Source organism: Blautia sp. 2227st1_G12_2227SCRN_220401 (assembly GCF_039062885.1).
GTDB lineage: Bacteria > Bacillota > Clostridia > Lachnospirales > Lachnospiraceae > Blautia_A > Blautia_A fusiformis.
In genome coordinates, this window is sequence record NZ_JBCLNI010000032.1 from 1 (window position 1) to 24,007 (window position 24,007).

Below are 24,007 nucleotides of genomic sequence, written 5' to 3' on the forward strand. Positions count from 1 at the left end.
TGACAACGACATCCACAGCAATTTTTGTTCCGTTTACCACACAGGAATTATTTATGGCTGGGGAATCTATTTATTATGGATTAAATGCCCTGTCCAATAACCTTATCATGGCAGACAGGAAGAAGCTGAAAAACCCGAACGGACTGATTCTTGGTACACCGGGTTCCGGTAAGTCGTTTGCGGCAAAACGAGAGATTGCAAACGCATTTATCGTGACGAAAGATGACATTATCGTCTGTGATCCGGAAGGTGAATATTATCCGTTAGTCCGGGCATTTCATGGACAGGTGATCCGTATTTCCCCGACCAGCCACGATTATATCAATCCGATGGATATTAACCTGGATTACGCTGACGATGATGACCCACTTTCCTTAAAATCGGACTTCATCCTGTCTCTTTGTGAGCTGGTAGTAGGCGGAAAGAACGGACTGGAGCCGGTTGAAAAGACCGTCATTGACCGATGCGTAAGGCTGGTCTATCAGGATTTCCTTTCTGACCCGGTACCGGAAAAAATGCCGATCTTAGAGGATCTATATAATCTTCTCCGTAATCAGAAAGAGCAGGAAGCACAGCGTCTGGCAACGGCACTTGAGATTTACGTCAATGGTTCCTTAAAAGTGTTTAACCATAGAACCAACGTGGAACTGAGTAACCGTATCGTATGTTTTGACATTAAGGATCTGGGAAAACAGCTGAAAAAACTGGGGATGCTGATCGTACAGGACCAGGTGTGGAACAGGGTAACGATCAACCGTTCTGCGAATAAGAGTACCAGATATTACATTGATGAGTTCCATCTGCTCTTAAAAGAGGAGCAGACAGCAGCATACAGCGTGGAGATCTGGAAGCGATTCCGTAAATGGGGTGGTATCCCGACGGGTATCACACAGAACGTAAAAGACCTGTTAGCCAGCCGGGAGATTGAGAACATCTTTGAAAACTCTGACTTTATACTGATGCTCAATCAGGCATCCGGTGACAGACAGATCCTTGCAAAGCAGCTCAACATTTCCCCACACCAGCTTTCTTATGTAACGAACAGCGGGGAAGGTGAGGGACTGGTCTTTTATGGCAGTACCATTATCCCGTTCAAGGATAAGTTTGATAATTCCCTGATGTTGTATGCCCTGATGACTTCCAAGCCGGACGAGGTGGAGAAACGGAAGAAACTTGGTATTGGAGAACGGAACGATTAAAGAAATAAACGAAACAAAATAAAACAGAGTAGAGGATGAGCCGGGAGATACTTCCGGCAATTTTTCTGCCCGGAAATCATGGAGGATTACAAGATGGAAGATTACAGAAACATGGAGAGATGCAGCGGTGAGCCTTGCTGCGTATTTGCAGAAAGAATCTGTGCAGACAATGAAAAGGAGATTTTGAAAATGGAAAAGGACAGAAAGGAAAAAGTAATGGCTGATGAGATGGTGGATGACCTTATCTATCTGGCAGAACTGATTGACTTTACGGGAATTGTATCTTGTCTGGCTGTAAGGGGGACTTTAAGTGAGCGAATGACAGACAAGCTGACGGATTCCATTGCAGGGATGGCAGATGAAGTGTTGGAAAAATGGGAGGACTATCAGGATAAGACAGAATAACCGGTACAAAACAGTAAAGGGGATGGTCAAAGTTGCAGGAGCATGAGTATAAGGCGAGAGATAAAACCGTCCAGAAGATGAGCCGGGATGGTCTGCGGGAAGAAAACCTCCGGAACAAGGAAGAAAAAAGGATCACCGGACGGGATACGGATACCGAGATTTCCCGCAGTGAGAAGAAAGAGGAACTGGATTTTAGTAAACGCAGACATGAACGGCTTAAAGAAGAACGGGAGATGGAGCAGCCGGAGCAGAGTTCCAGAAAACCCAGATATAGCAGGGAACATGTATCCGACCAGGATATAAACTCAGATATGGGTGAAGAGGTAGAAATAGAGGGAGATATTTCCGTTGAAAATGGAGAAAATCCCAAATCTGCCTTTCGCACAGAGAGTATCCGTGGACAGCCAAGAGAGGAACGGGCATATCTGGAGACAGTTGCAGACAGCCGGGATCTTCGGAAGAAAAAGATGGTCAGGGATTATGCTGCAAAGGAAAGAAGGAAGGAAAAGGAGACTTCCAGAGAAGAAAAAGCAGCCAAAAGAGAATCTGCCCGTTACCGGGAAACTTCCGAAGTGATGGAAGATTCCCTGGATAAGTTCCACGAGGAGATCAAAGGCAAGTCCAAAAGGGAACGGGTGCTGAAGGAACAGCGGAAAAAAGTTTCCCGTCTGTCTTTTGGTGATGAGGGTGACGGCATGGTACATGGTGCCGGGATCGGTATCCGGAATCCGGCATCGGCAGTCAAAGATGCGGCAGTCACAGCAGCACACTGGAAAACGCACGAAGAAGAGGATGAAAATGCGGCAGTGGAAGGGGCACACCGGGCAGAGCTTGTCGGGGAAAGCCTTGCAAGGAAATCCATCTACATGCGGGAACGGCTGAAAGGGCGAAGGGAAGAATCTCGGAGATTAAAAGAAAGCGTCCTGGATGAAGCAGAAAGGAGCAGGCTGATATTTGAGACTGCCTATGGAAATGAAGCGAAGGACGCAGTGAAAAGAGAAGCAGAGAAGAAAAAGAAATCTGCCCTGCAGAAACTCTTTCAGAAGAAGCGTTACCAGAAGCAGTATCAGGCAGCCAGACAGAGTAAAAAAGTAAAGGATGCAGCGATCACTTCCGCACAGAAGTTTACGGAAAAAGCGAAAGATGCCGTCAAGATGGTGGCGGCACAGAACCGGGGGATTTTTGCCACGGTAGCTGTTTTTGCTCTGATCTTTGTGCTGATCGCAGCCAGTTTTACCAGCTGTACGGCATCTTTGCAGGGAGCTTCTTCAGCAATCATCTCTACCAGCTATTCCAGTACGGATGAAGATATTTATGCCGCTGAAAATGCGTACCGTGCCTTGGAAGAAGCACTGAATACACAGATCAATCAGATGGAATCCACCCATCCGGATTATGACGAATACCGGTACCAGATTGATGAGATCGGTCATAACCCATATCAGTTGATCTCTTATCTTACGGTAAAATACGGCGGCTTCACTTACGATGAAGTGGCAGAGGAGATTAAGGAGATCTTCCGACAGCAGTATGGAATCACCACAGACTCTACCAGAGAAACAGTTACAGAAACCAAGACTGTCCGGGTAGGGGAGTCCTTGGGACTGGTTGTGACAAGTGGGTACTGTAACTGCCCGATCTGCTGTGGCCAGTGGAGTGGCGGACCGACAGCCAGTGGGGCAATGCCGACAGCAAACCATACGATTGCCGTGGATGCGGCGAATCCATTTGTGCCGATCGGAACCCATGTAGTCATGAACGGTGTGGAATATGTAGTAGAAGATACCGGAGCGTTCGCAAGATATGGGGTACAGTTCGATGTTTACTATGACAATCATGCGGCGGCATCCGCACATGGACACCAGACATGGGAAGCCTACATAGCAGACAGCAATGGAAACCAGGAAGTGCAGGTCACGACTACAAAAGAGGTGAACCGTCTGGATGTGACGATGACAAACCACAGCCTGGATGCCGTGTTAAGGAGCCGTATGACAGAGGAAGAACAGGAACGCTACGATGCGTATAACAAATATTATGGCAACCGTGATTATCTGTTTGATCTAAACAGCATACCCACCGGAAGCAGTGGATTTGGTTACGACATACCGGCAGATGCTTTATCTGATCCACAGTTTGCAAAAATGATACAGGAAGCAGAAAAATATCTGGGTGTTCCATATGTATGGGGCGGTTATTCCCCAAGTGGTTTTGACTGTTCCGGCTTTGTAAGCTGGGTTATCAATAACTGTGGAAATGGATGGAATGTCGGAAGATGTACTGCCGATGAGCTGCGGTCACACTGTTCGCAGGTATCACCATCGGAGGCAAAACCGGGAGATCTGATCTTCTTCCAGGGAACCTATGACACACCGGGAGCAAGCCATGTGGGAATCTATGTCGGCAATAACATGATGATTCACTGTGGCAAGCCTGTCCAGTATACCAGCATTGCAAGTGCTTACTGGCAGGAACATTTTATGGCGTTTGGTCGTCTGCATTAGAGGAGGTGACAGGGCAGATGAACATGAAATTAAAAAAACTTCTGAATGATATTCAGAAAACAGAGGATAAGATCGCTGAATTACAGGAACACCTGAAGCGGCAGAATACATTGAGACAGCAGATGGAAGATATAGAGATCGTTAAGTCGTTCCGTTCCATGAAGCTGGACAGCCGCAGCCTGCTTGTCCTGCTTGACGGGATTCAGAAAGGAACCGTTACGATTCAGATGGATGAGGACGGCGGTATCACGGTGGAGGATGCAAAAGCTCCGCAGAAAAAGGAAAACAACGAAGAAGTTCACAGACCACCTGTTGGTCAGATGACAGAAAGAGAGGTTTTAGACGATGAGGAATAAAGTGGTAAAGAAACTGCTTATGATTGCCATGGCAGTCACCATGATCTCCGGGACATCCATTGCTACGGTTTATGCAAACGCAAACCCACCGGCGGAGGAGACAACGACACAGGTAGTAGAAGAAACGGCAACAGAATCAACAGAAGATACGGAGAAGAAAGAGGATACCGGAAGGGTCACCGGGGAAGGGGATAATTCGGCTTTTTCTACTCCGGGAAATGCCCAGCTGGTGGATGATAAGGAAAATGATGATACGAAACAGTTCCTTACCATCCAGACCAAGAAGGGAAATACATTTTATATGGTCATTGACCGTTCCAGCAATACAGAAAACGTGTACATGATGTCCCTGGTCGATGAGAATGACCTGGCAGAATTTCTGGATGAGACAGAAAAGAGCAAAGAAACCGAAGAATCAACCGTAGTGATTCCGGAAACCACACCGGAAACTACCCCGGCAGTAGAGGAGGAAACCGAAGTGAAGAAAGAAGAAAAGACGGGAATGAATGTAAAAGGACTTGGAGCAATCGTACTTGCAGTGATTCTTGGAGTGGCAGGAATTGCCGTTTATAAAAAGCATGGACGTGGCAAAGAGGAGGACTATGTAAGCGAACAGCTGGAGTTTTCTGATGGACCGTATGTAAATGAAGAAGAGGATGAGGAAGAATAAACTTCCATCTTCAAAGAAGCAACCAAAATAAGGACAGGGGGCAGCCAGAGTAGTTTGGCTGCCCTTTTTCAGTAGAAAGGACAGAAAAACGTATGTCAAAATTTTTAGTGATCGCAGAGAAACCAAGTGTGGCACAGAGTTATGCCAAAAACCTGTCAGCTTATAAAAAAGAGGACGGATATTTAGAAGGGGAGAGCTGTATTGTCAGCTGGTGCCTTGGGCATCTGGCAGAGTATGCACAGCCGGAGGAATATGACCCGAAATATGAGAAATGGCAGTTTGATGACCTTCCGATTCTCCCGCAGGTCTGGAAGTTGAAAGTTTCCAGAGATAAAAAGATACAGTTTGATGTGTTAAAAAGCCTGATGAACCGGGCAGATGTGGACTATCTGGTAAATGGCTGTGATGCAGGAAGGGAAGGGGAACTGATCTTCCAGAGAGTGTATGACCTTGCCGGATGCAGGAAACCGGTGAAGCGTTTATGGATCAGTTCCATGGAAGATACGGCAATCCGGACAGGTTTTCAGACAATGAAAGGAGCAGAGGAATACCGGAATATCTGCATGGCTGCGGTATGCAGGGCACAGGCAGACTGGCTGATCGGAATGAACGGAACCAGGGCATATACGACCTGTTATTTTAAACGTCTGGTTGTGGGCAGAGTGCAGACGCCAACGCTTGCCATGCTTGCGGAACGTCAGGATAAGATTGAGCATTTTCAGAAAGAAGCCTTTTATAAAGTAGCACTGACAGACGGAAGGCTTACGGTAGTTTCTGAAAATATTGCAAATGAGGAAGCAGCCGATCTCCTTGCTTCCTTATGTATGGATTCGGAAGCAGTGATTACACAGATAAAGAGGGAACAAAAGAAAGCGTTTCCTCCCAAACTTTATGATCTGACCAGTCTGCAAAGGGAAGCAAACCGTTACTTTGGCTATACGGCAAAGAAAACACTGGATATGCTGCAGGAATTATATGAAGAAAAGCTGGTCACTTATCCAAGAACGGACAGCCAGTTCGTGACGGAGGATATGAGGGATACCGTAGAGGAACTGGTAGGGAAAATGCCAGTCTTACTTCCGTTCTTGGATTATGGACAGCTGGGACATAACATCACCAGAGTGATTAACAATGCAAAAGTATCCGACCATCATGCGATTCTTCCAACAAAAGAAGCCGTAGAAAAAGGAATCTCTGATCTGACAGCGGACAAAAAGAACCTGATGATGCTGGTCTGCCAGCAGCTGGTGCAGGCAACAGGGGAAGAGTATCAGTATGAGCAGACGGATATTATGGTCAAATGTCAGGGACATGATTTTACTGCCAGAGGAAAAGTGCCGGTGCAGATGGGATTTAAAGCGGCGGGGAATGCCTTTAAGAACCAGTGCGTGAAAGCCAAGCCGGAAGAAGAAACGGAAAAAGAAACTTCCATCCCATATGGATATGAAGAAGGAATGACGCTTTCTCCGGTAAAGGCAGAAAAGACAGTGCATTTTACTTCCCCGCCAAAACCATTCAATGAAGATACCCTCCTTGCCGCTATGGAAACCGCAGGGAATAAAGACTTTGATTCGGAGACAGAGAAGAAAGGACTGGGGACTCCGGCAACCAGGGCAGGTATCATTGAAAAACTGGTTTCTTCCGGCTATGCAGTCAGAAAAGGAAAGCAGATCTTGCCAAGCACAGAGGGCAGGGAACTGGTGAATGTCATGCCGGCTTATCTGAAATCTGCCGCAATGACTGCCGAATGGGAAAATCAGCTTTTAATGATGGAAAAAGGGCAGATCACCGATACACAGTTTATGGGTGAGATCACTTCTTTAGTCGATAAGATTCTTTCTGTGTGCAGGGAAATACCGGAAACGGAAAGGAGAAGGTTCCAGAAAGCAAGGGAAGTGATCGGTAAGTGTCCGGTCTGCGGCTCTGATGTCTACGAAGGAAAGCAAAATTTTTACTGCTCCAACAGGCAGTGTGATTTTGCCCTTTGGAAAGAAAACCGTTTCTTAGGAAGCATGGAGAAAACACTGGATAAAAAGATGGCAGTGGAGCTTCTTGATAAAGCCTGCACCCATGTAAAAGGGCTGTATTCCAGAAAAAAAGATATAAAGTTTGACGCAGATCTTTTACTGACACTGGAGGACGGAAAGCCAAGGTTCCATCTGGAATTTCCAAAGAAGAAAAAGAAATAAGGCAAGGAGGTAGGCAGTATGTCGAAATTACAGGACATCCGGGAACTGGCACAGGAACATGCGACATTGGTGAGCAGTTCGCCAAGGGACTGGATGGGTTATATGGATACCGCAGCGAGACTATACCGGTATCCTTTTACAGACCAGTTACTGATCCACGCACAGCATCCACAGGCAACCGCCTGTGCGTCCCTGGAACTGTGGAATGAGAAAATGTTCCGCTGGGTAAACCGGGGAGCTAGGGGAATCGCCCTGCTTGACGAGAATGGTCATAATACCAGACTCCGGTATGTGTTTGATATTTCAGATACGCACATGGTGGCAGGCGGAAGAAGCCCTTACCTGTGGCAGATGCAGGAACATCAGCAGGAAGAGATCCTTACCCATCTGGCAGAAGCGTATGGTCTGGAAGAAAAAGATACAGGGACTTTATCGGATGCGTTGATGGCGGTTGCAAGGGAAATGGTCGCAGACAGTCTGGAAGAATATCTGGACGGCTTGAAATATGCAGCGGAAGGAACGTATCTAGAAGATCTGGATGAAGTTACGATCCGCAGTGATTTCCGCCAGCTTGCAACGGACAGTGTATATTACATGCTTTGCAGACGGTGTGGTCTGGAACCGATGGAGCTTCTGGAAGAAGAGGATTTTATGCATATTACCGATTATAACCGGCTGTCTGTACTGACCTTTCTTGGAAATGCAGCAAGCCAGATCAGTGAGAGTGTTCTGATTGACATTGGAAGGACGGTACATAAAATTTCTCTGGAAGAAGCCAGAAAAGAGGTTGAAATTTCCAGTGAAAGGAATTATAATAACTTCAACACGTTAATGCGTGAAAATAAAAATCAGGACGTAGAAAACAACAAAGAAGAAAATATCGAGAATGAAGGAGGAACCGACTATGGAACTGACATATCATCGCAAGGGGGATTACCTGTTTCCGAACCTGACCGTAGAGGAGGAAGAAGTGACGATAGGGAAATACGGGATGCTTCGGAGGAGATTCCTGAAGGAACACAAGAACAGCCTGTATCAGAGCCTGTTCCTGACAGGAAAGCTGAACAGCCATCTGGCAGAAATCGAGAAGGCAGCACAGGAGAGGATGGACAGCCAGATGGAGAAATTGCTGAAGAACCATCCGGCACCGGACAAGGAAGCAGACCCGATGGCCTGGACAGCACATATGAACGCACTGATGGCAACAGCGGAAGAGAGCATCTTGACGGAATTGGTATACAGCTAGTTGAAGATACAAGAGAAGATGGACTGAGTAAAGCAGAGGAAGAAATTGCCTCTGCTTTATCTTTGCCCGAATATCCAACTGCAAATGAACAAAGACGGCAGATCGAGGAAAGGGCAGCAGCCCTTTATGCCGGAGAAATCCCGATTCCAGAAAGCGTTATCGATGATATTTTACGGACAGGAGGAAACCGGGCGGGCAGTCAACTTCGTATCATCTATAATTTTATGAGCGAACAGGCCCCGGAGGAATATACGGAGTTTGTGAAGCGTGAATACCGCAAAGGTGGAAAAGGCTTTCAGATTGATGGAAGTGAATATTCGGTCTGGTTTGATGAAACCGGGATGCAGATCGTAGTGGGGCATACGGTCACAGACCAGATTTTAGATAAGGCATTTTTATCATGGGAAGATGTCAGCGGACGTATCCATCAGCTTTTAGACCAGGGTGAATATGCACCGCAGTCTGTATTGGATGCAGCAAGAAACAATGCAGTAAAAGAACATGCACAGGCTCTTGCCTATATGAAAGGGGATATGGCAGAAGGGGTAGCCGAGATTGTTTTTGATGAGGAGGATTTACCACATCTTCACAGTATCTATCCGGAGATCACGGATTATCTGGAAGAAAAGCTGGAAGATCCACAGTGGCTTTCGGAACTGAATGAAAGACTGGATGCACTGGCAGAAGCCTATGAAGAAAATCATTCTATTATGCGTTTCCATCATTATAATCCTATAAATATCTCAAAGCAGTTTCAGAAGTTTGCGGATGAGGTGATTCCTTATCAGGCTAGGGATGGCTTTGCCTGGAAAGAACATCCGATGTTCATTACACAGGATGAGATTGATGCTTATCTTGCAGGAGGTGGAGCGTATTCGCAGGGCAGGCTTAGGACGTATTCCTTTTATCTGCTGCATGAAGATGAAAGATCGAGGACAGGTTTTATCAAGGAACAGTATGGGATCGGTGGAAGCAGTCATGCACTGTCTGGTGCCGATGATTCACACGCAAACTATGATGGAAAAGGATTATTTCTTGCAAGAGGTGCTTATGGGAATCCATATACGTCAATTTTATTATCCTGGAATAAAGTTGCAAATAGAGTAGCTTATCTGATAAAGAATGACCAGTTCTTGCAGGCAGAAGATTATGCTCGTATGCCGGAATATGAACGGGAGCAGATGGCAAATAAGGTACTCCGTTTTTATGACCGTCTTCCGGAAGAGATGGACAGACCATTTACGGAGGACTTCTTCTGGGAAAAACCAAGAAAAGAAATGATGGCAGTTTTAGAGAATCCAGAGCAGACAGAAGAACTGTTACAGAATATGGATGCAGCATTGGCAGCTCTTCCATTGGATTTTGAAGCGTATGGGACAAACTATCAGCAAAAAACAGAACTTCTTTCGGAACTTCATCAGTATGCAGAAGGAACCTATACGATATTCCCGACACCAGAAGCAGAACCATTCTTTACAGAACCGTCAGGGCACCAGATGACCATGTTTGATTTCTTGGATACGAAGGCAGTGGCAGAACCGACCGTAGTCGATATGTCAGATGTGGAGGAAATAGAAGAGGAAGAGGTTACTGCCGAAGAATCTATTCTGGAAAGTCAGGAACAGGAAACAACGAAAGATTCTGAGGGACAGGAACCAACTGAACCAGAAGAAGAGACAACAGCTAAAACCGCAGAAGAACTGGCAGAGTCCTGGGATGAGGGTGTTTTTGAGTATCAGGGGTATCACTTTGAAGCAGTAGGGGTATTGCCGGAAGGACTAGAGGGAAAAGATCTGGTTGCACAGACCCGTTCCAATACAGAACTTCATCTGTCGACCTATCATACAGAAGATTTCCCTAAATATTCGTATGATGAGTTTTATGCAGTCAGCAATGCACCAACTGCCGATGTGTTCCGGTGCCTGGAAACCGGACGCAATTATATTCCCGGAGAAAATGAACTGTTTGGATATGAAGGAGAATTCCAGCCATATTTGAAACCGGAAGCAGAAAAGATTGTAACAGAACCGCATAACTTTCGGATTCAGGATAATGACCTTGGAGCAGGCGGTCCGAAAGCAAAGTATAAAGCAAATATGGAAGCCATCCATTTGTTACAGACTTTGGAGAAAGAAGAACGTCTGGCAACACCCGAAGAACAGGAAATCTTATCCCGTTATGTTGGCTGGGGTGGTATCCCACAGGCATTTGAGGAGAGTAACAGCAGCTGGGCGAATGAGTATCTGGAATTAAAGAATACTTTATCGCCGGAAGAATACAGTGCAGCAAGGGCATCGACCTTAAATGCTTTTTATACGTCCCCGACCGTGATCCGAAGTATGTATGAAGTACTGGAAAATATGGGACTGAAACAGGGAAATATTCTGGAGCCGTCCTGTGGTGTCGGTAACTTTATGGGACTGATCCCGGAGAGTATGGGCAAAGCCAATATGTACGGTGTGGAACTCGACCCGGTTTCGGGAAGAATCGCAAAACAGCTTTACCAGAAAAACAAGATTGCAGTACAGGGATTTGAGGAAACCAGTTATCCGGACAGCTTTTTTGACTGTGTGATAGGCAATGTTCCATTTGGGGCGTATCAGGTCAGTGACCGCAGATATGACCGGCATCATTTTATGATCCATGATTATTTTATTGCAAAATCCCTTGATCTGGTCCGTCCGGGCGGTGTAGTTGCAGTGGTAACTTCCAGTGGAACGATGGATAAGCAGAACCCGGCAGTGAGACAGTATATCGCAAACCGGGCAGAACTGCTTGGAGCCATCCGATTACCGAATAATGCGTTCCAGAGAAATGCCAATACCAGCGTTGTTTCTGATATTCTGTTTTTCCAGAAAAGGGACAGGGCATCCATTGAGGAACTGGAATGGTTAAATTTAAAGGAAACACCAGAAGGCTATTCAGTCAATGCTTATTTTGCAGAGCATCCGGAAATGGTGCTTGGTGAGTTTACTACAGAAAGTACCCAGTATGGAAAGCAGGAAGTGACCGTAAAACCAAAAGAAGGAATTACCTTAGAAGAACAATTAAAAGAAGCTGTCCAGAATATCCATGGCACGATCACGGAACTGGAACTTTCGGATACAGAGCTGGAGGAGGATGTTGTCTTTATACCGGCAGACCCGGAGGTAAAGAATTTCAGTTTTACCGTAGTGAATGAGGAAGTCTATTACCGGGAAAATTCTGTGATGAACTGCATGGAGCTTCCGGCAATGACAGCGGAACGTGTCAAAGGGATGGTGAAGATCCGTGATGTTACGAATGAACTGATCCGGTGTCAGATGGAAGAGGGAAGCGATGAGCAGATCACAAAGCTGCAGGAAAAACTCAATGAAGAATATGATATCTTTACAGCAAAATATGGTCTTATCAGCAGCAATGCCAATAAGAGGGCATTTAGTCAGGACAGCAGCTATTGTCTTTTGACTTCTCTGGAATTTCTGGATGATAAGGGAGAACTGAAACGGAAAGCGGATATTTTTACCAAAAGGACGATCCGCAGGGCAGAAACGGTAACTTCCGTGGATACTGCCAGTGAAGCACTTGCGGTTTGCATTGGTGAGAGGGCAGGCGTTGACCTTTCCTATATGGCACAGCTTTCAGGGAAAACAGAAGAGGAGCTTACAGAAGAACTGGCAGGGGTGATCTTTAAGAATCCGATCGGTGAAAAATGGGAGCCGTCGGATGAATATCTTTCTGGAAATGTGAGGGAGAAACTGCAGATCGCAAAACAGTTTGCAGAAGATCACCCGGAATATCAGGTGAATGTGCAGTATTTGGAGCAGGTACAGCCAAAAGATCTGGATGCATCAGAGATTGAAGCAAGACTTGGGGCAACCTGGATCTCCGAGGATTACATTACACGGTTCATGGCAGAAACATTCCATACACCAAGATATTATGTAGGGAGCAAGGTCAAAGTCCAGTATGCCGAAGTGACCGGACAGTGGAATGTTATGGGAAAAAATGTGGACAGCTACGGAAATGCCCTTGTTACTTCCACATATGGAACACAGAGAGCCAATGCCTACCGCCTTTTGGAAGATGCCTTAAACCTTAGAGATACCAAGATTTATGACACGGTACAGGATGCCGATGGGGAACACCGGGAATTAAATCGGAAGGAAACGATGCTGGCACAGCAGAAGCAGGAGCTGATCAAAGAGGAATTTAAGGAGTGGATATTTAAAGACCTGCACCGACGGGAAGATCTCTGTAAAATTTATAATGAACGATTTAACAGCATCCGTCCACGGGAATATGATGGAAGCCATATTCAGTTTGTCGGCATGAACCCGGAGATCACCTTGATGCCGCATCAGAAAAACGCAGTGGCTCATGTGCTGTATGGAAATAATACGTTACTGGCTCATTGCGTAGGAGCAGGAAAGACGTTCCAGATGATCGCAGCCGGTATGGAATCAAAACGGCTGGGACTCTCACAAAAGAATCTTTATGTTGTGCCAAACCATCTGACCGAGCAGTGGGGCAGTGATTTCCTACGTCTCTATCCGGGAGCAAATATCCTGGTGGCAACGAAGAAAGACTTTGAGCCGGCAAACCGAAAACGGTTCTGTTCCCGTATTGCGACAGGGGATTATGATGCCGTGATCATCGGCCATACGCAGTTTGAGAAAATCCCTCTTTCAAGAGAACGGCAGATTGCCATGCTGGAAGATCAGATCGCAGATCTTACGTTTTCCATTGAAGAAGCGGCACATCAGGCAGGGCAGAATTATACCATCAAGCAGTTGGAAAAAACAAAGAAGAGTCTGCAGGCGAGGATGAAGAAACTCAATGACCAGACCAGAAAGGATGATGTGGTAACTTTTGAGCAGTTGGGTGTAGACCGGCTGTTTGTGGATGAGAGCCATAGTTTTAAGAACCTTTTTTTGTATACAAAAATGCGGAATGTGGCGGGTATCTCACAGACGGATGCACAGAAAAGTTCGGATATGTTTATGAAATGCCGGTATATGGATGAACTGACAGGCGGCAGAGGAATCACCTTTGCTACAGGTACTCCTGTATCAAATAGTATGACCGAGCTTTACACTATCATGCGTTATCTCCAGTATGACACACTCATGCGTATGGGTATGGGACACTTTGATTCCTGGGCGGCAACGTTTGGGGAGACAGTAACCGCAATCGAATTATCACCGGAAGGAACGGGCTATCGTGCGAAAACACGGTTTGCCCGTTTTTTTAATCTTCCAGAGCTGATCTCCATTTTTAAGGAAGCTGCGGATATTCAGACATCGGATATGCTGAATCTTCCTGTACCGGAAGCAGAGTTTATCAATGAAGTCTTAAAACCAAGTGAAGAACAGCAGGAAATGGTCAGTGCCTTTTCGGAACGTGCGGAAGAAGTAAGAGCCGGTCTTGTGAATCCAACGGTGGACAACATGCTCAAGATTACCAATGACGGAAGAAAATGTGCATTGGATCAGAGGCTATTAAATGAACTCCTTCCGGATGCAGAAAAAAGCAAGGTCAATACCTGTGTGGAAAATGCTTTTCAGGTATGGGACGAGGGAAAAGCAGATCGGACAACACAGCTGATCTTCTGTGACTTGTCTACTCCAAAAGGGGATGGGACTTTCAATGTATATGATGATGTCCGAAACAAACTGGTTGCCAGGGGAATCCCGAAAGAAGAGATTGCGTTTATCCATGAATACAACACGGAGACAAAGAAAGCAGATTTGTTTGCAAAGGTACGGGCCGGGCAGGTGAGAATCCTTATGGGTTCCACTCCAAAACTCGGTGCTGGTACAAACGTACAGGACAGGCTCATTGCCCTCCATCACCTTGACTGTCCGTGGAAGCCGTCTGATCTGGAACAGCAGGAAGGACGTATTTTAAGACAGGGAAACCAGAATGACAAAGTAAAGATATTCCGGTATGTGACGGAGAACACTTTTGATGCGTATATGTGGCAGATTTTGGAGAATAAGCAGAAGTTCATCAGTCAGATCATGACCAGTAAATCCCCGGTCAGGGCCTGTGAAGATGTGGATGATACGGCACTGTCCTATGCAGAGATCAAGGCACTTGCTACAGGCAATCCGTACATTAAGGAAAAAATGGATCTGGATGTGCAGGTGAGTAAACTGAAACTCTTAAAGGCAAACCATACCAGTCAGATTTACCGTCTGGAATCCGATATTGCAAAGAATTTCCCGGTACAGATCAGTGCATTGAAAGAGCGGATTGCCGGGATGCAGATAGATTCCCAGGTAGTAAAAAGCGTGGATTTACAGGATAATGACACGTTTGCCATGACAGTAGGAAATGTCCTTTATGAAGATAAGAAAGAAGCAGGCGAGGCATTGATCGCTGCCTGTGCAGGACTAAAAACCGTTAGCACCGGTGGAAAGGTCGGGGAATATCATGGGTTTACGTTATCTGCTTCCTACAATATGTTCTCCAATGCATTTGAACTGACGGTCAAAGGGAAATGTTCTTATAAGCTGGAGATCGGAAAAGACCCGGTAGGAAATATGCAGCGTATCCATAACACCCTTTTTTCCATTGACAGGAAGCTGACGGAAAGTGAGCAGAAATTGGAAACCGTACAACAGCAGCTTGCGACTGCACAGGAAGAGGTAAAGAAACCATTCCCGAAAGAAGCAGAGCTGAATGAAAAGATGGAACGGTTATCCGAGTTAAATGCGTTGCTAAACATGGATGAAAAGGGCAATGAGACGATTATGGCAGATGAGGATATTGGCAGAGAAGGAAGTAGCACAGATAGCAGGGATGCTGTAGAAGAAAAAGAACTTCCGGAAACAGCAGACAGAATCCATAAGCCGTCTATTCTGGAACGCTTAAAGCAGGAGAAGGCACAGCAGAATACAGCGGAACAGCCACCTGTACAGAAAACTGCAAAGAAAAAACACGAACAGGAGTTATAAAAGATTTCCCGTCAGAGTTTTCTCTGGCGGGGACATAAAATGGAGGGTTTGTTTATGGCAAATAATATAGAGAAACAGTTAAAGGAAATATCGGAACGGCTGGAACAGGGCGTAAAGGAGATTTTTACTTCGGAACGATATACGGAATATTTGAATACCATGTCCAAGTTCCATAATTACAGTTTTAATAACACCCTTCTGATCACCATGCAGAAACCGGAGGCTACTCTGGTGGCAGGGTATCAGGCGTGGCAGAAGAAATTTAACCGCCATGTAAAGAGAGGGGAAAAAGGAATCCAGATCATCGCACCGGCACCCATCCGTGAGAAACAGGAGATTGAAAAGATTGACCCTGTAACAAAAGAGCCGGTGATCGGGGATGACGGTCAGCCGGAAACAGAGATCGTGGAGATGGTCATTCCAAGGTTTCGTGTGACAACGGTATTTGATGTCAGCCAGACAGAGGGAGAGCCGATTGTAGAGTTGGAAGTACCGGAACTTACCGGGAGTGTACAGTTTTATGACACGTTTATGGAAGCATTGCAGAACATTTCCCCTGTGCCAATCCGCATGATGGAAATAGAAGGGGAAGCAAAGGGGTATTATCATCAGACAGAAAAGTATATCGCAATTCAGGAAGATATGAGTAATCTCCAGACCATGAAAACCGGAGTACACGAAGTAAGCCATGCATTGCTGCATGACCGGGAGGTAATGGATGCGGAAGGGATTTTAAAAGACCGGATAACCAAAGAAGTGGAAGCAGAAAGTATTGCCTATATTGTCTGCAACCACTTTGGTCTGGATACTTCCGAATACTCTTTTACCTATATTGCCAGCTGGTGTGAAAGCAAGGATATGAAAGCACTCCGGGCATCTATGGATACCATCCGGAAAACGTCTGCGGAAGTCATTGAGAATATCGAGACACAGATGCACGAGCTGGAAATGGAAAGACCAGTTCGGGATACTTTTCATAAGGAAGATTTAATTCTGCATCTTTCAGGCAGTATGGGTTCCGAGTTTACTTATGATCTGATCGAAAACATGAGCAGGGAACAGTTAGAGCAGAATGTGGGGGAATACGTCCGCCTTCTGGAAAGTGGTGAGATAGAGGAAAATGAGAAACCACTGGAAAGTTTTCTGGAAGAAAAAGGTGCTGCCGTCACACCACTCTATGACAGCAGTGGGCACGGAGAGAACTATCCGATTGATTTTTATGATGTGGAATATGATGCTGACACAGGCGTTACTTATTTTTCTGACCTTTCTCCGAAAGATCAGGCAGAGATGCTGGTGCAAAAAGCAGAGTTTCCAAGAAATATTTTTTCGGAAAATGAAAAGGCATTTGTAAATGAATATGCAGAAACCTTCCCTGGACAGGTGGAAAGACTGAATGACCTGGTATGGGATATGAGGGAATCTTACGATGAAGCCGGTTCAAAGCTGGTGTATGAAGTGATCCAGGCAGCAAGGGCGAACTTCCCAGCGAAAGAGCCGGAAATTGCAGAAGAAACAGCCATGCAGTATGCCCACCGTCTGATTGAAACAGCAGAAGCTGCCAATACGGGAGATTTCACAGATTCCCAGAGAAATCTTATTGTGAATTTTGCATATAAGATGGATGATAAAGACGAAGTGCTTGGACTGGTGAACCGTATGATGACTGCAATCCGCAGACCGGGAAGTGAATATACGAGAAGCCTTATGAATGAAATACAGGCACAGATTGACAATTTCCCGGATGGCATGGTTGGTTTTACAGAAATGCACGAGGCAGGAATCCAGTTAGACCATATGCTTCCGCTTACGAAAGACCGTGCATATGAATTGTACCGTGGAGGGGCAGAAATTTATGTGTTACATGGAAATCAAGAGAATCCACAGCTGGCAGAATCAACACTTGTAGACACAGAAGATGCAATTCTTGGATATGACGGTATCTTTGGAATCACAGAAACAGAATGGGAAGTGCAGAAAGAAAGAGAAATATCTGCTACAAAACAGGAAGCACTGGAACAGCAGAGTGCAGAAAAGATTGATGAGACACTTCTTCTGCATGGAGAAAGCGGAAGGTTTGCCATTTATCAGATGGATAGTGGGGATGAGCATACTTATCAGTTTATGGGAATGGAATCCGCAAAGAGTCTGGGATATACCATTGACGGAAAGGATTACCGGATGGTTTATGCAGCACCATGGATGCCAACAATCACGTTAGAAAATATATTTGAACGCTTTAACATTGACCGACCGGAAGATTTCCGTGGTCATTCTTTATCGGTAAGTGATGTGATCGTGATAAACAGGGGTGCAGAGATTACAGCCTATTATGTAGATTCTTTTGGATTTCAGGAACTTCCGGAGTTTGTCCAGCAGAGAATGAACATACTGGAACATAATTCCGTCAGGGCATATCCGCCAGTTTATAAAGGAACATTGGAACAGGCAATGGGAGAACGGGATGTGGATGCTTATCTGGATTCGAGAAAGTTAAACATGGACTGCAAGAAAGCAATCGAAGAAGCTATCCGGGAGAATTTTGACGGGCTGCACTTAAAGCAGAATGCAGCAAAAGAAGTCGTGGAACGCTTTGGGGAAGAACGTATGAATTTTGTTATGGCAAATACCATCCAGGAACTTTCCCATGATGGAAGATTCTCCAGACAGAACAAAGACTGGGCGGAGCATATCGAAGTCCCGGAAAATATCAGCCGGGGCAGAAATCTGAACCTGGATTATGTGATCGAAAGCCACCCGGCAGTTTTAGATGGGTTTATCGACATGGCAAGAGCTGAGATCCGGATGCAGAGGATAGAACAGGCGATAGGAGAAAACGAAGTGACGATTACGGCAGAGACAAGAGGGTATGAAGCAGAAGGACATAACGGAACATGGCATACGGTTGATGAAAAGGAATATGCCGGGGAGAAGTTTTTCTTAATGGAACAGGATGAATTTGGCTCCGATGTGGCAGGCATTATCGTAGCAGAAAATGGACAGCTTGTAGCGGAGGACTTATGGAACGGGTTTGACGCAGGAGCATTGGAAGCAGTTTCAGAATATTTGCAGGAAAATGGAACAACACTTTATGACTTGACGGAATTCCCGAAAGATTCTGTTGTAACCCTGCGGAGTGGACAGACACTTACAATCGAAGAAATACAGGCAGTACAGAAAGATACCTGGGAAGAAACGATGGCAGGAAAAAATGAATCTGGAACGGATGTCCGGTTTAATTTTCATGCAGTCAGTGAGGTGCAGCTGCCGGAAGGCATAAAGTTAAAAATGCCAGAGATTCATTACGTTGATAATTTTTATGTGATGGAAGATGTAAATGCAGAGGGTGTAGTAAAAGTAAACCGGTATGAATCACTGGATGAAGCGATGCAGGAATATTTACGTCTGCCAAATCATCAGAAAAAAGTGCTTGGTATCCAGAATACGGAAACGATGCAGGAAAGCATGGATTTTATCCGATGTGAAAACGGGATAGATCGGCTGACCCATGCGTATAAACAGATCGGAGGGTGGCTGAATCCAGAAATATATGAAGTGGTAAATAAAATGGAAAACATGCTGGACTGGAATGAGGTACAGATTGCATATCAGATTGGAAAACAATACTTTACAATCCAGACCGCAGAAGATGGTTATGACTATACATTTTATAATGAAGATTATCAGGAGGATGATGGAGGAATCTATGACAATCCGACAATCTATGTAGATGAAGCTGCCAGTGATATTTTAGAAGATAAAGGGTACTCACTGGAAGATGCAAAAGTAGTGGATTACGAAGATCTGATGGCAGATGTGGAAGAAGTTCAGGAAGAACAGATGCAGCGGATACAATTAGAAAAGAACTGCCCGGCAAGTATTTTTGAAGGATTTCGCAGGGAAGAAGCAATGCAAACCTATGAAGGAATCGCAATGCAGTTTACCAGGAGTAAAGGGTATCTGACCATACAGGCAACAGAAGAAGGATATTCGTTTATTTTTTATGACTCTGATCTGCATGAAATCCAGGGTGGTGATTATGATAATCCAGACGCATCCATTCAGGAAGCTGCTTATGAAATCCTTAAAAGTGAAAGAATGGATGATGTGGAATGTGTCAAAGTGGATTATAAAGAATTTGAAGAAATGACGATCCAGCACTCTAAAGATTTATTGCAGGAGGGGGAACTTCGTGCGACTTCTGAGATTGGAAGAAATGAACTGGCATTAAACAGTCTGAGCAGGGCAGATGTTGAAAGAGGTGTCTTGTATCATGCACAGGCAGTATTAGAAGATATGGGAATGGAACAGGAGGTAGAGCTGCTTGCTGCAAGAGTGTATGGTTCCAGAAGCAGACAAGACCTTTACCGGGAAGATTCTGACCTTGATGTGGTTCTTTCCTATAAAGGTGATATTCGAGAAGATAGCTTTTTCAATGCCTTAAATGAATCTGGTATAGCGATGGCAGGAATTAAGGTGGATATTAACCCGATTGCAGAGGAGCGAATCACTCTGGCAGAGTATATAAAAGAATCCGAAAAATATCTTGACCAGCAGGAGATTAAAAAGCTCGCTGTGGACCTGGATAATTTTAGCTATGACGTTGATACCTATGAGTATAACGATACAGTTGAAAATAGAGAAGAACAGGTGGAAAAACTCACGGAGGATATTTTGAATAAGAAAACAGAAACTATCAAGGACTGGCTGCTTGAGGTATCCGAGGAATCCGATATAGACAGCGATGTTATAACTGCCCGTTCTTTACTTTCCCGTCTGGAAGATACAGAGCGATTTTCTATTTTTGACAAACAGCCGGAGCAGGAACAGCCAGAAGCCACGATCAGTTTTTATGTCGCAGAGTGCATGGAGTTTCCGGTCATGGGAGAGTACCATAACAACCTCACTTTAGAAGAAGCCATTAAAATATATGAGAGTATCCCAGCAGAGAGACTGCATGGGATTAAAGGAATCGGATTTGATCTGCAAGATGGTGATGAAAATTATTCCGGAGAATATGAGTTGATGAGTGCAGACCGGATACGGCGTGATCTGATAGATATGATTCCACACTATAAAGAAAGCCCTCTGGTGCAGAAAGCAATCGCAGACATGGAAAAGTATCTGGATGAAAAGCATGGAAGGGTAAAGGAAACGGAACATACGACAGAAACAGTAATAGGAAGTGGACAGAAACCTTCTGCGGTTGCGGCAGACAGAAGGGCAGAGCAGGAACCGGTATCTGTAAATCGGAGCCAGCCACAAAAGGCAGAACCTGCAAGCAGAGCAAAAGGTGAAGTGAAGAAATCTGTGCTGCAGTCTTTAAAAGATTTTCAGGCAAGGGCAAAAGCACAGGAGCAGAATAAGACAACGGAGAAATCCAAGACACATAAGAAGGGAGAAGTGGAATTATGATGGATCTGGCGATGAACTTTGATGCGGATGAATGTTTAGTAACAGCAATGTTTGATAAAGGAAACAGAAATGACACGATGGAGGCAATCGATCATATCATTCCTTTTCTGAAAGGCGATGCAGATATGATCGGGCTTGTCTGCAATACCATAAGAAAACTGTTCTGCATGAGCGATGAAGGATATGAGGTTTTTCTTATGGATCTGGAAGAATATAAAATGGAACTGGAAGAGGAGGATGAAGAATGAATACAAGTCAGTGTGCAGTATATCAGGTAAAAGATACCCCAGAGTACCGGGATGTCCGTTTCCGTTCTTACGAGAAACTGAAAAGCGAAGGAAGAACAGTCCAGGTAGAAAACTATCAGCAGGTGTATATTGGAAGAATCCAGCCGGGGGAAACTCCGGCTGATATTAAACTCCGTTTACAGAAGCAGCGACCGAAGAACTTCAAAGGTCATTCCATTGGTTGCAGTGATGTGATCGTCATCACCGACGATGGAAAAACCACAGCTTACTATGTCAACAAAGATGGTTTTATCATCATTCCAGAATTTCTCACAATCAAAAGTTCTTCCGATACCAGACTTTCCATTGATACAACCGGGTACGAAATCGAAGGAAAGAAAGGAACATGGCTTGCACAGGATTACATCCTGATGAACGAGAAGAAATGGTTTCTGATGGAGCATGAGGAGTATGGAACAAGAGCAGCCTATGTGATTCTCAGTGAGGAAGGTGCCGTAGTCATGAATGACTGTTACAATGGCTTTGATGAAGAAGCCAGACGGAACATCCAGAACTTCATGCAGCAACAGGCAGAGCAGGCACAGCAAAAACAACAGGAAATGCAGGCACAATCCCAGATCAGACAGCAACAATCTGGAGAAACACAAAAGAAGAAACCAGAGCTGGCAAACTGGCAGAAGGTCATGGATAATGGAGAATATCTTCGCAGTGCAGAGATGGCAGAAGAAGCCAACTACAATATGATTGATGGACTGATGAACAACATTCCAAGGAAAAAAGATAAAAATGCTCCACGAAGATCGGTACTGAAACGACTCCGTAATCATCAGAAGAAGATAGCCAGTCAGAGAAAAGGACAGCCACAGAAGGAAATCGAAGAAGAAATGGAGAGGAAGAAGAAATAGTTTTTAAGAAGTGGATGTTACTGTAACTTTTAGTTAAAGTAGCATCCACTTTTTAGATAATGTATTTTAAAGATGAATCTTAATATTAAAATACTATTCAATGAATAAATATTTTGGTCGTACAATGCGATAGATGTCTTCAGGAGAAAGGGTTTCTGAAGCAATCTCGGAAGAAGATTTCTTCTTTTTCTTTTTGATATCTGGCGATAATTTTTTATTATAGTCTTGGTAGGTGGCATCTACAGAAATTAATATATCTGTAATGCTATATAAATTGTTTTTTTCCTGATAGTATAATATCGTGGAAAGTACAGAGTTAACATAGCGATACAATCGAAAGCTGATATACTCCAGGGAATCGTCAATATCCTTTGTAGAATGAATTAGTTGATTTCGGAGACGATAAATATAATTTAAATCATGCTTAATACCGTCAAAATATTCTTGAATTGCCTTGCTTGTTTTTTCTGGCTCAGTTAAAAGCATAATTATTTCACGACATTCTCGCTCAAGGACAATATGGAAAGAAAGCTCAGATAAAATAGCACTATATTTATTTACATCACTTAGATAAGCAATTACTTTTGGGGTAGAATAATCTTTTTCAGTGACCTGACAATTCATTATAAAATTTTGTAAAGTAGGATATTTCTCAGCATAATCCTTTTTGTTAGACATACAATAAGTAAGTCGTGCCCAAAATATATTAAGTTTATTTTTTAGATAGAACAATCCAAAAACTTCTGGAACAACAACGCGTGCTTTTTCTATGATTGTAAAGCGTGGAAATGAATATAAAATATATTCAAGGGATGACCAAAAGTTAAGAAAACGGTTTTGAGTAGTCAGCGATTTGGCAGAATTAAGAGTATAAAGTATTCGTTCCAAAGTTCTAATATTGTTGCTGCCAAGATCATTTCGCAACTGTAAAAAACGTTCCAACTGTTTTTTATAGTTTGCGTCAATATGGTTAAGCATTTTTATGGGATCAATGCTGTTTAAGCTGATTTTATGAAAAACCGTGTCTTCTTTCCAATAATACCATAAATCATCGCGAATACAATTGGTTGTGCTTTGCCACATATCAAACAGTTCTGTAACGGATTGGAATTCTTTTTGAGCTAAGTCGATTGCTTTGAATTCATCTAAAGCTAGATACTCTTTACTGGCAATTAAGGTATCGTTATTTATATGAGGTATCCCTAATTCTTGGTTAGTATGGATTTCAAATTGCTGTTTTATAAGATTAAGTGCCAGTTCCTTCTGCGTCTGGCTTGAAATTTTAAAACAGATATGAATAGAAAAAGGTATAGGTTTTCTGTCAAATTCGTTAAGATTCTGTATAGTTTTTTCAGCATCATTATGTTCTAGAAATTCTTGCTGCTGTCTTTTGAAAAAATCTAAAATATGAGACATAGAATGTCCTGCATATAATAAATCACTAATAAGAGCCTCCATTAAATAATCCATGCCTTTGAATGTGGTTTCTGTGAGTAAGCATTGAATATAACAATTTATGAGATTTTCAGCTTCCAATTTCTTTTTTAAAGCTACAATGCTACGGTGAATGTTATGAAGTTCTTTATCGCGAGCTTCATTTGCAAGATTTATGAGCTGATGTAAGTGAGAAAAATCATTTTGGTATAAATCAAGCTTATGAAAAGGATGTATTTGCATCTGGTAATCCAGTCCTTCTAACAATCCTTCGTATGAGCGTTTTAGTTTGGTTGGGTCAAGGGATGCCCTAAGTTCATCATAGGTGCTGATACAGATACCCATATATTGCAATAAACTTTCTGTTCGCTTTTCTTCAAGTGTGTGGAAAGAATTATGTACCAAATCTCGTATTTTGAAAATAAAATATTTTCTGCTATCTGCTTTGTTCTTTTCTAACATAAGTGAGACCTTTTTTCCTTTCTTTTATTTGAA

11 protein-coding genes and 1 pseudogene are annotated in these 24,007 nt (G+C 44.0%); 11 read left to right on the top strand and 1 reads right to left on the bottom strand.

Annotation, left to right across the window (positions count from 1 at the left end; all coding sequences use genetic code 11):
* From ABCM67_RS13800 to ABCM67_RS13850, 11 genes and pseudogenes are all read left to right on the top strand, one after another.
* Positions 1–1,199, top strand: a 1,199-nt coding sequence (locus tag ABCM67_RS13800; protein ID WP_342992927.1) for a DUF87 domain-containing protein, incomplete at its 5' end; no start/stop codon positions are given.
* A 93-nt stretch (positions 1,200–1,292) separates the two neighbouring features.
* Positions 1,293–1,604, top strand: a complete 312-nt coding sequence (locus ABCM67_RS13805) for a hypothetical protein (protein WP_096241066.1) — start codon at positions 1,293–1,295, stop codon at positions 1,602–1,604.
* Positions 1,605–1,636: 32 nt separating this feature from the next.
* The gene (locus tag ABCM67_RS13810; protein WP_096241065.1) at positions 1,637–4,108 is read left to right on the top strand and encodes an NlpC/P60 family protein; all 2,472 of its coding nucleotides are present in this window, start codon (positions 1,637–1,639) and stop codon (positions 4,106–4,108) included.
* A 17-nt stretch (positions 4,109–4,125) separates the two neighbouring features.
* The gene (locus ABCM67_RS13815) at positions 4,126–4,464 is read left to right on the top strand and encodes a DUF4315 family protein (protein WP_004612754.1); all 339 of its coding nucleotides are present in this window, start codon (positions 4,126–4,128) and stop codon (positions 4,462–4,464) included.
* Positions 4,454–5,134 carry a DUF4366 domain-containing protein gene (locus tag ABCM67_RS13820; protein WP_004612753.1) on the top strand — a complete coding sequence of 227 codons (681 nt, stop codon included), beginning with the start codon at positions 4,454–4,456 and terminating at the stop codon, positions 5,132–5,134. Before ABCM67_RS13815 ends, ABCM67_RS13820 begins: the two co-directional genes overlap by 11 nt.
* A gap of 92 nt (positions 5,135–5,226) precedes the next feature.
* Entirely contained in the window at positions 5,227–7,323 is a 2,097-nt protein-coding gene (locus ABCM67_RS13825) for a DNA topoisomerase 3 (protein WP_096241064.1), read from the top strand.
* Between the two features lie 904 nt (positions 7,324–8,227).
* Entirely contained in the window at positions 8,228–8,569 is a 342-nt protein-coding gene (locus ABCM67_RS13830; RefSeq protein WP_117640125.1) for a TnpV protein, read from the top strand.
* 1,514 nt (positions 8,570–10,083) lie between these two features.
* Positions 10,084–15,510: pseudogene (locus ABCM67_RS13835) on the top strand (SNF2-related protein); the annotation flags it as partial.
* Between the two features lie 54 nt (positions 15,511–15,564).
* Entirely contained in the window at positions 15,565–20,925 is a 5,361-nt protein-coding gene (locus ABCM67_RS13840; protein WP_119253804.1) for a DUF3849 domain-containing protein, read from the top strand.
* Entirely contained in the window at positions 20,922–21,173 is a 252-nt protein-coding gene (locus ABCM67_RS13845; protein ID WP_004613327.1) for a transposon-transfer assisting family protein, read from the top strand. Before ABCM67_RS13840 ends, ABCM67_RS13845 begins: the two co-directional genes overlap by 4 nt.
* Entirely contained in the window at positions 21,170–22,078 is a 909-nt protein-coding gene (locus ABCM67_RS13850) for a YodL domain-containing protein (RefSeq protein WP_004613328.1), read from the top strand. Before ABCM67_RS13845 ends, ABCM67_RS13850 begins: the two co-directional genes overlap by 4 nt.
* A 93-nt stretch (positions 22,079–22,171) precedes the next feature.
* Here the strand turns inward: ABCM67_RS13850 and ABCM67_RS13855 are convergent, their stop codons facing one another.
* Complete coding sequence (locus tag ABCM67_RS13855) at positions 22,172–23,974, bottom strand: hypothetical protein (RefSeq protein WP_096241061.1); 1,803 nt, start codon at positions 23,972–23,974, stop codon at positions 22,172–22,174.
* Between the last annotated feature and the right edge of the window lie 33 nt (positions 23,975–24,007).

What these genes read in the sequence shown, in the direction of transcription:
- ABCM67_RS13805 (WP_096241066.1), top strand. Translation starts at nt 1,293, where the DNA reads ATGGAAGATTACAGAAACATGGAGAGATGCAGCGGTGAGCCTTGCTGC.
- ABCM67_RS13825 (WP_096241064.1), top strand. Translation starts at nt 5,227, where the DNA reads ATGTCAAAATTTTTAGTGATCGCAGAGAAACCAAGTGTGGCACAGAGT.
- ABCM67_RS13850 (WP_004613328.1), top strand. Translation starts at nt 21,170, where the DNA reads ATGAATACAAGTCAGTGTGCAGTATATCAGGTAAAAGATACCCCAGAG.
- ABCM67_RS13830 (WP_117640125.1), top strand. Translation starts at nt 8,228, where the DNA reads ATGGAACTGACATATCATCGCAAGGGGGATTACCTGTTTCCGAACCTG.
- ABCM67_RS13820 (WP_004612753.1), top strand. Translation starts at nt 4,454, where the DNA reads ATGAGGAATAAAGTGGTAAAGAAACTGCTTATGATTGCCATGGCAGTC.
- ABCM67_RS13845 (WP_004613327.1), top strand. Translation starts at nt 20,922, where the DNA reads ATGATGGATCTGGCGATGAACTTTGATGCGGATGAATGTTTAGTAACA.
- ABCM67_RS13855 (WP_096241061.1), bottom strand. Translation starts at nt 23,974, where the DNA reads ATGTTAGAAAAGAACAAAGCAGATAGCAGAAAATATTTTATTTTCAAA.
- ABCM67_RS13840 (WP_119253804.1), top strand. Translation starts at nt 15,565, where the DNA reads ATGGCAAATAATATAGAGAAACAGTTAAAGGAAATATCGGAACGGCTG.
- ABCM67_RS13815 (WP_004612754.1), top strand. Translation starts at nt 4,126, where the DNA reads ATGAACATGAAATTAAAAAAACTTCTGAATGATATTCAGAAAACAGAG.